The 12,887-nt window shown below is 46.2% G+C and carries 10 protein-coding genes; 3 read left to right on the forward strand and 7 right to left on the reverse strand.

Features of this window, described 5'->3' with window-relative positions:
- Positions 1-146 precede the first annotated feature (146 nt).
- Positions 147-1,511: a sigma-54-dependent transcriptional regulator gene (locus tag DKT73_RS18595; protein ID WP_111640017.1), complete on the reverse strand. Its 1,365-nt coding sequence runs from the start codon at positions 1,509-1,511 to the stop codon at positions 147-149.
- Positions 1,480-3,414 (reverse strand): ATP-binding protein, encoded by a 1,935-nt coding sequence (locus DKT73_RS18600; RefSeq protein WP_232827928.1) that lies wholly within the window; start codon positions 3,412-3,414, stop codon positions 1,480-1,482. The genes DKT73_RS18595 and DKT73_RS18600 overlap by 32 nt, the downstream gene beginning before the upstream one ends.
- Positions 3,415-3,759: 345 nt before the next feature.
- Here DKT73_RS18600 and DKT73_RS18605 point away from each other — a divergent pair, with 345 nt between their 5' ends.
- The 3 genes from DKT73_RS18605 to DKT73_RS20110 are packed head-to-tail and all read left to right on the forward strand — an operon-like array spanning position 3,760 to position 6,361.
- Positions 3,760-5,214 (forward strand): cytochrome ubiquinol oxidase subunit I, encoded by a 1,455-nt coding sequence (locus DKT73_RS18605; protein ID WP_111640019.1) that lies wholly within the window; start codon positions 3,760-3,762, stop codon positions 5,212-5,214.
- On the forward strand, positions 5,214-6,224 hold the full coding sequence (gene cydB, locus DKT73_RS18610; RefSeq protein ID WP_111640020.1) for a cytochrome d ubiquinol oxidase subunit II: 1,011 nt from the start codon (positions 5,214-5,216) through the stop codon (positions 6,222-6,224). The genes DKT73_RS18605 and cydB overlap by 1 nt, the downstream gene beginning before the upstream one ends.
- Complete coding sequence (locus tag DKT73_RS20110) at positions 6,224-6,361, forward strand: hypothetical protein (protein WP_157959214.1); 138 nt, start codon at positions 6,224-6,226, stop codon at positions 6,359-6,361. The genes cydB and DKT73_RS20110 overlap by 1 nt, the downstream gene beginning before the upstream one ends.
- A gap of 90 nt (positions 6,362-6,451) precedes the next feature.
- Here DKT73_RS20110 and DKT73_RS18615 read toward each other — a convergent pair whose 3' ends face one another.
- From DKT73_RS18615 to DKT73_RS18635, 5 genes are all read right to left on the reverse strand, one after another.
- Complete coding sequence (locus DKT73_RS18615) at positions 6,452-8,404, reverse strand: TRAP transporter permease (protein ID WP_111640021.1); 1,953 nt, start codon at positions 8,402-8,404, stop codon at positions 6,452-6,454.
- A gap of 10 nt (positions 8,405-8,414) precedes the next feature.
- The gene (locus DKT73_RS18620) at positions 8,415-9,353 is read right to left on the reverse strand and encodes a TAXI family TRAP transporter solute-binding subunit (protein ID WP_111640022.1); all 939 of its coding nucleotides are present in this window, start codon (positions 9,351-9,353) and stop codon (positions 8,415-8,417) included.
- A 110-nt stretch (positions 9,354-9,463) separates the two neighbouring features.
- The gene (locus DKT73_RS18625) at positions 9,464-10,579 is read right to left on the reverse strand and encodes an ABC transporter substrate-binding protein (RefSeq protein WP_111640023.1); all 1,116 of its coding nucleotides are present in this window, start codon (positions 10,577-10,579) and stop codon (positions 9,464-9,466) included.
- A complete protein-coding gene (locus DKT73_RS18630) occupies positions 10,569-11,999 on the reverse strand; it encodes a sensor histidine kinase (RefSeq protein ID WP_111640024.1) in 1,431 nt (476 codons plus the stop codon). Before DKT73_RS18630 ends, DKT73_RS18625 begins: the two co-directional genes overlap by 11 nt.
- Positions 11,992-12,663 carry a response regulator transcription factor gene (locus tag DKT73_RS18635; RefSeq protein ID WP_111640025.1) on the reverse strand — a complete coding sequence of 224 codons (672 nt, stop codon included), beginning with the start codon at positions 12,661-12,663 and terminating at the stop codon, positions 11,992-11,994. The genes DKT73_RS18630 and DKT73_RS18635 overlap by 8 nt, the downstream gene beginning before the upstream one ends.
- Between the last annotated feature and the right edge of the window lie 224 nt (positions 12,664-12,887).

Consider the following 12,887-nt stretch of genomic DNA (forward strand, 5'->3'; position numbering starts at 1 on the left):
TGAAAATTTTGTCATTTTGTCGTTAACACGAACTCCATTAAATCTACTTATGTGGTCCCATTATGGTAACGCCCATTCTGGCTGTGTTGTTGAAATAGACACAGAAAAAGCTGGAAAACACTGATTTATTCCAATAATAAAATACCCTACAACTCATAACGCTCAATTTTTTTAATCAGCCCCTGTCGTGAAATACCCAGTTGTTTGGCGGCTTGAGTGCGGTTGCCTTGGTTTTTTTCTAGGGCTTGGGTAATCAGTCGAATTTCAAGGTCACGAACTTGTTCGTCTAATGAGGCGTCGCTCGTTGGTACGTCTGCCATAGAGTGACGAACAGGTTCGCCACTGGGATATAACAGCTGGATATCGTCCATGGTAATTTGCCCTTGTGAACAAATCGACGCAACGCTTTCTAGGGTGTTTTTCAACTCTCGAACGTTTCCTGGCCATGATTGATCGCGAAACCATTGCACGGCTTCTGGGCTAAGTTGTAGTTGTTTCGTTTGCTGACGTTGTAAACGCTGTAAAAATGCCTGTAACAATACAGGGACATCCTCTAAGCGCTGTGCAAGTGCTTGGGTTTCAATGTTGACCCCCTTTATTCGGTAATACAGATCTTCTCGAAAACTACCTTCTCGGACTTTTTCAAGCAAATCGGCATTGGTCGCGGAAATCACACGGATATCGATGTATTTCTGCTCCCGTCCACCCACAGGAAAGAAGGTGCCTTCTTGCAGCACTCGCAGCAACTTGACCTGCATCGCCAGCGGCATTTCACCAATTTCATCCAAGAACAAGGTACCACCATCCGCCAAACTCAATAAACCGACTTTGTCTTTTTCTGCTCCTGTGAACGCGCCTTTCACATAACCAAACAACTCGCTTTCCAATAATTCCGCTGGAATCGCACCGCAATGCACAGAAACAAACGGCTTGCCAACGCGATGACTCAAATCATGCAAGGTACGAGAAATGACTTCTTTGCCCGTCCCCGATGGCCCCGTAACCAAGACGCGCACATCCGTCGGGGCAATTCTCTCCATCAGCGCCCTCACCTTTTGCGAACTAACCGAATGACCAATGTAGGCCGACGCCCCTTGAGCGGATCCACTCACTTGTTTTAACTGAGTTAATTCACGTTCTAAGGTGGTTTTGGTGATGGCTCGACGCACCACTACCGCCAACATATCAGGGTCAATCGGCTTGGCAATAAAATCCCAAGCCCCCAACTCAATGGCTTTAAGCGCCAAGTCTCGATCTGCATGGCCCGTAATAATAATCACCGGACGACCAGCAAAATCGTCCATGGCATCCAAGGTGACCTGCGGATCAAAATGCGGTGGCATAGACAAATCCAGTAACACCAAATCGGCATCAAACGACACCAAAGTGCTTCGCGCTTCGTCTAAACTACCGGCGGTTTTCACATGATAATCTTGCTTCGCCAACCAACGGCTCGCCAGTTCACGGAACGCGGGCTCGTCATCGACCAGTAATATTGTATTTTGTGTCATGGAATGCTCTGTTTGAAATATCTGCGCCCGAAAAGTGACGGGGTAAAATAAGCTCGAAAGTGACCGGCCAGGTTGAATCAGTACGGTGTCTAATCTTCCCACCGTGAGCATCAACAATGCGACGCACGATCGCCAAACCAAGACCACTGCCACCCGCTCGCTTGGTCACAAAGGGTTGAAATAAAACCTCGCCTTGTAGGCTCGGATCAATGGTTGGCCCGTTATTATGCACTTGAATAATGATCTGCTGCTCCCGCTCCTCGGCTTGAATAGATAACTTGCCCTCTGGCCTATTACGCAAAAAAGACACGGCATTATCAATAAGGTTAATAAATACCTGCTGCAGTCGTTGCGGGTCGGCATCTAGTTCAATCGTTTCATCAATTTCCAACTCAAATACCACACCTTCGGACGGAGCTTGTGCCAGCACACTGGCGACTAAAGATCGCAACGGCGTGGTGGCAATTTGCAATGACAAGCCACCGGAATACACCAACATATCACTCACTAAACGATCCGCGCGCTTAAGCTGAGTTTGAATATGCTGTCGTGTCTCAGCTGGCGCGTCATAAGCCGCCATGGCAATAATATTCAACGGGTTGCGCAGCTCATGTGCCATGGCCGCAGACAAACTGCCCAGTTCCACCAAGTGCTTTTCATCCATGCGTTTTCGCTCGGCCACGGCCAACGCTAACGACCGTTCAAGCAAACCGCAACTGGTCGAAAACAAGGAGGCAAACACTTCCGCCGTCAAACGCATTCCTGGGCTAGCATCTTCCCAGCCGATCAAAACAAAGTGCCAATCCGTGTCTGATCGAGAGACTCGTATCGCTAAAGCGTCATTTTGTTCTTGAACAGGATAAGCGGCACTTTGCAGATGAATCGCCACATTACGCCTTATCTGCAGGGAAAGTAAACGCTCACCAATGGCAATTAATTGCGGCCAGTCTGGGGCGTCTTTTAGTTGTGTTGACCAAGTATCCAACACGGCTTCATTCAAAGATGCACCGGGATAAATCAGCCGAGAAATTAAGCGACTCAGGGGTTGATAGATCAGTGCCGCCACCACCAAAATCAACAAGGAATACAGCCACAACTGCCAACTGGGCACACTCGCTAACGCCTGTAAACCAAGGCGTCCAGACACCACACTAATCACCGCGATGACACAGAGAATCACCAGCATCATAGCGACCCAAAGCAAGGCTCGGTTGGCAAAGGCGTTGACTGACAAAATCTGATAACGCACCACGGCGTAAACCAGCAGCAATAAATAGGTTGGTAGCAATAACATAGGGTAAGGAAACCAGCTAATACCAAAAGAAGGAAAAACAAAACTGGTCGCCAACAACAAGCCCCACGCTCCCACGCCAAACATGGCGAGAATCGAGCGTTTCTTGTTGCCAGAATGTCGATACCAACCAAATAGTAAAACCCCATGAGCCAGCATGCCGATCAACACGGTATAAGCGAGATTCCAAGCCCCCGCTTCGGTAAACACAAAAAACGAACGCGTATCAAGCGTACTGATCGCATCACCGGCCCCTATCCACCAGCTCTGTAATACTACAGCAAGGCTGGTTAGGTAAAACCAAGGCACCGCTTGATATAAGCGCTCAAGCATCGGCTCTTTGACTGAGCCCGCGTTCACAAAACGAATCGCAAAATGTAAGAAGAAGGTCGGCATCAGTGGATTGGCAAGAATGATGTGAATGCCAATTTGCTCGTAACCTTGGAACAAAGCCACATGCCCAAAACACCAAATCGCCATCATAATAGCAAAGCCAGCCAAGGCCTGAAGATCGCTTTGCTTACGCGCTCGCCACAGTAACCAAGCTGCGACCAATACACCGCACACACTGGTCACCAGCATGGCCACTTCAAACATCAAGGAAAGCGTCAAATTCGTAAACCTCGTTTACACCAAAAAGTGAGAAAATCGTAAACCTTTTTTACACTGCAAGCAAAGCAATATAATTTATCCTTTAAAATCATAAGGATAAAAATTATTAATAATTGGCCTACCCTTTGCTCTACTCTCCACCATCACGCAAGAAACTCTTGATCTATATCAAACGAACATCAAATTATAGGAGCAACATTATGGATACTGGCTTTTTAATGACCGAGATCATCGCCCTTTTTAGCATTGTAGGCTTAGCACTGCTACCTCTGGCTTTACAGCAAATGCGTACTCAACGCATTAAGAACAATTCCTAAGTCCATCATTTTTTAAACGGGAGTTGCCATGGACCTCGACGTCGCTATCTTATCTCGCATACAGTTTGCTTTTACTGTGAGCTTTCATATCATTTTCCCCAGCATCACCATTGGTCTGGCGACGTTAATTGCCATCTGGGAAGGTATGTGGCTGAAAACGCACAACCCTTATTATTTACAGCTGGCCAAATTTTGGATCAAGCCCTTTGCGATTACTTTTGGCATGGGGGTGGTGTCTGGCATCGTTTTATCCTATGAATTTGGCACCAACTTCTCCAAGTTTTCGGAGATGACAGGGGCTGTTCTTGGTCCTCTCATGGCTTATGAAGTCCTCACGGCTTTTTTCTTAGAAGCCGGCTTCCTCGGAGTCATGCTATTTGGTTGGCAACGCGTCGGCCGTAAACTGCATTTCTTTTCTACTCTTGTTGTTATGATAGGTACTTGGATTTCCGCATTTTGGATCATTGTGGCCAACTCGTGGATGCAAACGCCCACTGGCCACAAAATCGTAGATGGCAAATTTGAAGTCGAAAGCTGGATGGCGGTGATTTTCAATCCATCTATGCCATACCGTTTCACTCATATGGTGGTGGCGTCATTCATTACCGCGACCTTTGTGGTCGCAGGAATCTGTGCTTACTACTTGCTGAAAAAGAAAAATATACCGTTTGCGAAAAAAGGCCTGTCTATGTGCATGTGGTTTGCCTTGGTACTGACACCGCTACAAGCCTGGATTGGCGATATGCACGGTTTAAACGTCAAAGAACATCAACCCACTAAATTAGCAGCGATGGAAGGTATTTGGCCTGCACAGGAAGAAAATGTTCCGCTTCTCCTGTTTGCGATGCCAAACATGCAAACCGAGTCGAACGATTATGAACTCGGTATTCCAAACTTGGGTAGCTTGATCCTGACTCACTCTTGGGATGGCGCTGTGCAAGGCTTGAAAGCCGTACCTCCAGAAGACAGACCCAACGTGCCGTTAGTGTTTTGGTCTTTCCGTGTCATGGTGGGTATTGGCTTTGGCATGATGGGTATCGCTGCGCTCGCGCTATTATTACGCCGTAAGGGCCGTTTATATGAAAACAAAGCGTTTTTGTCTCTCGTGACATTCTTTACACCTATGGGCGTCATTGCGGTACTGGCAGGTTGGTACGTGGTCGAAATTGGTCGTCAACCTTGGATTGTCTATAACTTAGTGAGAACGTCTGAGATCGTATCGCCACTGCCTGCAGAACGCGTACTCTTTACCTTGACCATGTTTGTCATCATTTACAGTTTGTTAATTGGCGTTTATCTCTACTTCATGGGCAAGCTGATTAAGAAAGGCCCTCCGTCTATGGCAATACTCGAGCAGCAACTGATTGGTATGAAGGCGCCGGGCTATGCCTTGGCTTGGGTAAAATCACTCACCCCACATGAACAACCAACAAGAGCTCAATCAACAACCGTTCAATCAACAATAGAGCAAGGAGATAAATGATGGATTTAGCACTTTTTTACTTCCTTGTCTTAGGCTTTGCTATCTTTATGTACGTGTTACTCGATGGTTTCGATCTAGGGATTGGTATTCTCTACCCTTGGTTTGACCAAGAAGGCGAGCGAGATCATTTAATGCGCTCTATTTCACACGTGTGGGATGGCAACGAAACCTGGCTAGTGTTTGGTGGCGTGGTGTTGTTCGCTGCGTTTCCCGCCGCTTACGCAGGTATTGCTTCGACCTTTTATTTGCCCATCATGATCATGCTATTTGCGTTGATCTTTCGTGGTGTGGCGTTCGAATACCGGTTTAAATCCGATACCTCTCGACCTTATTGGGATTTTGCCTTTAGTGCGGGTTCTGCCATCGCGGCGTTTTGTCAAGGCATGTTACTCGGCTCCATCGTTCAAGGCGTACCAGTCGGTGTCGATAGCTTATCCAGCCTACATTGGTTAACGCCTTTTTCTATCCTAACAGGCTTTTCTGTTATGGCAGGTTATGCGCTATTAGCCGCTTGTTATTTGTTTATGAAAAGTCGTGGACGTATTCAAGCGCACGCAGCCAAGTTAGGCAAACGACTCTTGCTGATCACCATTTTAGCCATGGTAATGGTAAGTTTATGGACAGTGGCAAGCCAAGTAGACATTCGTCAACGTTGGTTTTCTGGCTTGAATTTTTTGTGGCTATCGCCCTTACCAATAATCACCTTGGTGGTCGCGGTTTTAGCTTGGAGAGATTTAAACAGCCATTCGTCTGGCGTCATTCGTCATGAAGGTCGACCTTTTTGGTACGCCGCAACGCTCTTCTTGCTGGGCTTTGCCGGTCTTGTGGTTGGTTTGTTTCCCTATCTCATTCCAAGACAGCTCACCTTTATGGAAGCCGCCTCACCAGACAGCAGCTTGCTTTTCTTACTGCCGGGTATATGCATCTTCGTGCCCTTGATTTGTACCTATACTTTATGGGGCTATCGCGTCTTCGCAGGCAAGGTGGAAGATTATCAGGAGGGTTACTAATGTCATTGAAAAGCCTCAAAGACAAAGCCGCTAGACTCAAAACATGGCAATGGTTTTTACTTCTCTATGGCATTGGCTTTATCGCCATATTAACAACATCCTATGGCATTAAACTGCTTATGACAGGTTTGCCTTAACGATTTTGTGCAGCAAAAAAAACCGCACTTTAACGCTTTAAAGTGCGGTTTTTTTGCATTGAACAATCAGTAACTGCGGTAATAAATAATTTACGCTTTCGCGGTTTTCAACGTATCTGCCTTCGCCCCTAAACGCGCTTTGACCAGCAACACGGCAAATACCAGCACACCTAATACACGTGCACTGACCACAAATAAAGACGTATCCGTTGCCGCGGCAGGCCAAGCAATTAACACAGCGGCAACCACATACAATAAACGAGTCAGCCAGGATAAAGGCTCACGTAACCAACCAGAAAAGCCAATGCTCATGGACGCTGTCGCCAAAGTCGCAAAAGTAATCGCGGCAATCACACTGGTTGTTGTACCAATCAGCAACACACCCGGCATGGTCACAAACAAAAATGGCACGAGCAGTTTTACAAACCCCAAACGCATAGACTCCACCGAGGTTTCATTCGCATCAGCACCAGAGATCGTGGCCGCCGCATAGGCTGCCAAGGCGACAGGAGGCGTTATGGCCGACACCAATCCGAAGTAGAAAATAAACATATGTGCCGATAACGCTTCCATACCAAGCTGTGTCATGGCAGGAGCCACCAATACAGCCAACAAAAGGTACGCAGCGGATGTCGGTAAGCCCATTCCCAAAACAAAAGACGCCAGTGCTGTGAGCAATAGTACCGCCCACAGATTGCCGTCGCCCAGTTCAATAATCAAACCCGACAGCATCAGGCCCATGCCAGTGAGATTCAAAACCCCAATGATCACACCCGCCGCGGCAACCGCTGCCACAATTGGCAAAGTAGCAGACAAGGTTTCTTTGCACGCTGAAATAAGGTCGAACACATTGATGCGCGTTTCTTTCTTCCAAGGACAAACCACTAAACCAGCCAAAATGCCCATTACCGCGGCTTGAGTTGGCGATTTGCCAGAGATCATCAAACCAATCAACACCACCAATGGCAGCAAAAGATAACTCTTTGTTTTCAAGGTGTTGAGCAATAACTGTAAGCCTGCATCAGTGTCTCTTGCTAAATTTAGACGTCCTGCTTCAAGGCGCACAGCAATCATCAAGGCAAAAATATACAAGAGCGCTGGCACCAACGCCGCCAATGCGACTTCAGCGTAAGGAATGCCAATCATTTCCGCCATTAAAAACGCAGCGGCCCCCATTACTGGCGGCATAATTTGCCCCGCAGATGATGCCGCCGCCTCAATGGCGCCAGCCAGTTTCGCACTGTAACCGACCCGTTTCATCAATGGGATTGTAAAGGTTCCTGTGGTCACCACGTTCGCAACCGCACTGCCATTAAGGGAGCCGAGCAATGCACTCGACAAAGCCGCCGATAGGCCAGGGCCGCCTTGCACTCGCCCTGTAACGCCTCGCGCAATATCAACAAATACCTCACCTGTGCCTATCTTGGTTAAGATGGCACCAAACAAGCCGAAGAGAAAAATATACTCAACGGCAACGCCCATCGGCACACCGAAAACACCTTCGGTAGAAAGCATTAAAGTAGACGTTAGACGGCTAAGATCGTAACCACTGTGTCCATATTTGCCAGGTATAACATCCCCAAAATACGCATACAAAAACGCCAACGCCATTAATATAACGAGAGCCCTACCTACTGCGATACGGACGAAGACAAACACCACTAAAATTAACGCAATAAAGATACCTCGGTCTTGCTCAACCGACATGGCACCTCGCATGACAATATCAATGTAGTTATGCCATAAATAAGGACCGGGAATGGCGGCCAACAGAGCCAACGTATAAAACACTCCCCGGCTCAGGACATTGTTGTATCTCAGTGCATAAAGCAGCATAGCGGCCGCGGCGACAAATGAAAAAAACAACGACCTCAACAGTAATGCGGTAATGCCACCATAATAAGCACCGTAAAGCACAAGACCGGCGATTCCAGCGGCGACCACACTGAACAACAAAGAAACAATTAGACGCTCCTTGCCGCCCACAAATTTTGATTCAAGGAGCAAGCTTTGAGGGCCATTGCTGGAATCTAAGTTCAACATAATGACTCTCCTAGTTGCCGCTTACTTCGTCATAATATTTTTTCGCACCTGGATGCAAAGCAATAGGCGTGTGTTTAGCCGTTTCTAATGAAATCGATTTCGCTTGAGGATGAATCTGCCCTAGTTCTTCGAGATGCGAAAAAATCGTTTGAGTGATGTTGTACACCTTGCTCTGATCTTCTTTGCCACTCGTAAACAAAATAGCAGGGTCATTAATCATCATCACTTGTGCAGTCTGATCTGGGTAGGTTCCAGCTGGTAAAGAGTAAGCTTGGTAGAAAGGGTATTTCTGGATCAAACTATCCAATTTATTAACCTCGACGGATAACAAGGTCATGTCCGTTTGAGAATCAAGATCAATCAAAGATGAGGTCGGCGCACCCGCTAACACTACCGCGGCATCGACTTGGCCGTTCACTAATGCTTTTACCCCCTCAGTGTAAGAAAGGAATCGTGGCGTAACGTCTTCAAACACACCGTACTCTTGCAACAATCGTGTCGCTAATACCGCTGCATTACTGCCTGGAGGCCCCATACTGACACGTTTGCCTTTTAACGCTTCAAATGAATCCACTCCGGTTCCAGAGATGGTCGCAACTTGCAGTACCGCCGGATACAAATAAGCAATACCAGCCACATCCAAGGGTCCACTCACTTTAAATGGGCCTTCGCCATTTTTAGCTTCAAACAGTGTTGAGGAAGAGGAAAGCCCCATTGTCATCTGGCCCGCGGCAACACGATGATTGTTCTCTACAGACGCCCCTGTCACTTCAGCCCTTGCTGTCGTGTTGTCCATGTGTTTGTTAAGAGTCTCAGAAATGCCTGCGCCAATCACATAAAACAGGCCACCGGTTCCGCCAGTACCAATGGATACTCGCTCTGCCGCTTGCACAGGACTGTTTACTAAAGTCGCACAGAAAGCGCTCGCTATAAGCAGTTTTTTAAACATAGTATTCTCCAATTTATTTTTGTTTTGGGACTATTTTTCAAAGTACATAGAGCACTCTAGCGAGGAAACCTTTCATGAACCTTTCATGGTGGGTGAATAACCGATAAAAGTTATGGCAATGACACGGATGAAGCATTATGCGGAACAGGCTGCATGGCATTGTCCCATTCTTGGTAAATCAGCTGTTTTTTAGCATCATCCGTTTGAATAAGCAGTTCAAGCCCAAGTGGAATCGGTCGGAAAATACCGTGCGGCAACTTACTGAGTTCCTCTCGACTATAAGGGCCTATCGCCTTGGTACTGATTGGTGTGATAGCGGATTGATTCGCCAATATATGCTGTCCCTCTGGAGACAGTAAAAGATCAATAAAACGCTTTGCCAATGTTGGCTGTCGTGCGTCACGGGGAATAAAGGCGGTACGCATAATAATCGATGTATAGTCCGTTGGCATGATGGTTTTAATCCACGGGTATTGCTGACTCCATTGATAGGCATAAGCACCGACAAGATTATAAGCAATAAAAATCTGCCCTTTTAATAAAGCCGTCAGCATCGCTGACGTATCCGTATAAAGTCGAGCCTGATGAGTGCCAAAGGCTTCCAGTAGCCGTCCATAACTACGAGACTGCTGTCCATCATAAGCCCAAGCTAAATAGCCCAAGCCCGATTGTTGAATATCAAATAGTCCTATTTTATCGTCTAACAAATGATTCTTACTGCGGATCAAATTCAATAACTGCTCACGACTCTGAGGCAAGGCTTCTCCCGCTAAAATATCCGTATTGATCGCCGTCACGATAGGCTCGTAAGTAAAACCAAACAGCTCATTTCTCCAATGTGAATCCTTGGGGACATTGCTCAGCTCAGGGGAATCATAAGCCAATGCATAGCCATCATTGGCCAATTTAAACTGCAGATCCATCGCAGGACTCAGCATGACATCAGGACGTGAATTTGGCCGAGAAAGAAACTGCTCGTAAAGATAGCGTGTATTGGCTTCTGTGTAGTGGATGGTGACCTCTGGGTATCTGTCTTGATAAGCCTTAAATAAAGGGGCGATAGCCTGATGATTTATCGCGCCATACACAGACAAGACAGCCCCTTGCGATTTGGTATGGGAATTCACACTGGGAAAAATGGATTGCGTACTTTGAGGTGTATCAAGCGCCAACACCATGCGGCTCACCAACCACAAAACAAGCCCCAATACGACCTTAGTGCTCATAAGAAAGTCCTTTTCGTTGCGGAAAAATCACTTCTACAATCAATCCTGTTGGTTGGTTGTCTTTTAAATGAAATCTAGCATCATGATGTTCAGCTACCTCTTTTGCAATCGATAGACCAATACCAGAACCAGAGGTAAAGTTATCTGGACTGCGATAGAAGTACTCAAATATATGTTCTTTGTCCTGATCTGGCACGCCAACACCTTGATCACGAATTTGCAATACGATGGGCGTATCGGGCAATTCCTTCCTCAGCATTAACGCCACTTCAACCATCCCGCCCTTCGGGCTGTATTTAATGGCATTCTCGATGATATTTTGCAGCATTTGCTTAAGGGCAAACTCATCACCGTTAATCGTAACTTGAATATCCCCCACATAGGCAATTTCAACTTGTCGCTCTAAAGCCCACACCACCAGCTCGCGGCAGGTGTCTTTGATTACATGATCTAACAACACCGGACTAAAAGGATGGCTTTGATAACGATGCGTTAGTGTCGCGCGATTCAGCAGTTGATTGACCGTGTTGGTTAATAGATTACTGCTTTCTAAAATATGCTGTAATTGCTTTTGACGTAACACGTCATCGGTTTCATCTATGGCATTTTGCGCCTGTGAATTCAGACCAGCCAAGGGTGTTCGTATCTGATGAGCGGCTTCTGCCGTGAAGCGTTTTAAACGGCTTAGGGTATTATCCAATTGCGCCATAAAGTAGTTAATGCTCTTTAATAATGGCGCGATTTCACTGGGTACATTGGCTTCTAAGGGGGATAATTCTTGAGGTGAACGTTCTGTAATGGCTTGTTTAATCACTTGTAATGGCTGTAACACACGCCAGATCACAAAGAGCAATAAGAACAAAGTGATGAAGAAAAACAAGGTCACAAACTGCAATGCCATTTGACTGATTTCCGTCGCGGCAGCACGTCGTGCGTCCAATGTCTGCCCAACAATAATAAAGACATCATTGACACTATCCGCTTCTAACAAACGTTTTCCCAAGGCAACAAAACGAACTCTTTCACCTCGATAGATAGCTTCATAATAAATAGGAATGAATTTTTCTTTTTCGTTGGACTGCTGTAGCAACTGGGTAAAGGGAATATCAGGAAGGTCTTTATAACCGGTCAGTACCTGATATTGCCCATTCATCATGGCATAAAATGCCCGATCAGACGTTGATAACGCCAAAGTTTCAAACGCCGAAACAGGCAAATCAATAAACACTTGCGAGTCCAACATAGTGATGTTTTCAGCCATCTGCAAAGCAGAGCCATACAAAAGCCGATCGTACGATTCTTTTGCAGCACGATTCGCGTAGAGATGTGCACTCCAAAGCGCCACCGCGTTGATGACAATCAATACCGTCGCAACCATCAGAATCAATTGCCGACGAATAGACGTCGTCGCTTTAGCCATGATGCTTTTCCAGCAAATACCCTAAACCACGAATAGTTCGAATATTAATATCGCTGTCTTGTAGAGATTTTCGTAGGCGTGCAACATAGATCTCAATCACACTGGCGTTTGGGTGCTCATTAAAATTATAGATATGCTCAATCAACGCCTCTTTACTCAAGACCCGCCCTGTATGACTGATAAAGACTTCTAACAAACGAAACTCTCGCTGTTTTAGATCGACAATACGACCATCAACGGTCACCGAGCAAGCTTGAAGATCCAAGCAAACATTGCCATATTCTATGGTATTTTGTGCTTGGCCTTGACTACGACGTAACAAGGCTCGGCATCGTGCTTCTAACTCGCCAAAGTCCACTGGTTTGGTCATATAGTCGTCTGCCCCCAAATCCAATAACGCTATGCGATCTTTTATTTCATTTCGTGCAGTTAAAACAATTACGGGGGTATTCGATTGTTTTTTACGTAAGGTCTGTAGAATTTGATCGCCCGTCATATCAGGCAAGTTCAGGTCCAATAACATGAGATCGTACTCTTGCAACGACAACATTTGATTGGCTTGTGATCCGGTTTGAGCAAGATCGAGGCCGTGCCCCATACGACTGATTCTTTGGCTGATGGCTTCACCTAAAATACGGTCGTCTTCCACAACTAAAATTCGCATAATACTGAGACTCAATGTGTCTTCTTTATTGTTGTTAAAAAACTTTCTACCCTAGAATAATTTATATTAGCGTGCAAAAGAATGACTTATCTTTTCTATTAATACACTAAATGGAAAACGAATACTGTGTGCGTTTTCTTCAATAGCGTTTCGCGATCTGTGTCCTTGATTCTTTTGCTATCTGTCCATGGGCAAAGGCCGCTAAAACACGTAAAGTGGTTAGC

This window comes from Marinomonas shanghaiensis (assembly GCF_003259175.1).
Taxonomy (GTDB): Bacteria; Pseudomonadota; Gammaproteobacteria; order Pseudomonadales; family Marinomonadaceae; genus Marinomonas; species Marinomonas shanghaiensis.

Bases quoted from the DNA above. Each gene is read 5' to 3' on its own strand.
- DKT73_RS18635 (WP_111640025.1), bottom strand. From the start codon at position 12,663: ATGCGAATTTTAGTTGTGGAAGACGACCGTATTTTAGGTGAAGCCATC.
- DKT73_RS18605 (WP_111640019.1), top strand. From the start codon at position 3,760: ATGGACCTCGACGTCGCTATCTTATCTCGCATACAGTTTGCTTTTACT.
- cydB (WP_111640020.1), top strand. From the start codon at position 5,214: ATGGATTTAGCACTTTTTTACTTCCTTGTCTTAGGCTTTGCTATCTTT.
- DKT73_RS18630 (WP_111640024.1), bottom strand. From the start codon at position 11,999: ATGGCTAAAGCGACGACGTCTATTCGTCGGCAATTGATTCTGATGGTT.
- DKT73_RS18595 (WP_111640017.1), bottom strand. From the start codon at position 1,511: ATGACACAAAATACAATATTACTGGTCGATGACGAGCCCGCGTTCCGT.
- DKT73_RS20110 (WP_157959214.1), top strand. From the start codon at position 6,224: ATGTCATTGAAAAGCCTCAAAGACAAAGCCGCTAGACTCAAAACATGG.
- DKT73_RS18620 (WP_111640022.1), bottom strand. From the start codon at position 9,353: ATGTTTAAAAAACTGCTTATAGCGAGCGCTTTCTGTGCGACTTTAGTA.
- DKT73_RS18615 (WP_111640021.1), bottom strand. From the start codon at position 8,404: ATGTTGAACTTAGATTCCAGCAATGGCCCTCAAAGCTTGCTCCTTGAA.
- DKT73_RS18625 (WP_111640023.1), bottom strand. From the start codon at position 10,579: ATGAGCACTAAGGTCGTATTGGGGCTTGTTTTGTGGTTGGTGAGCCGC.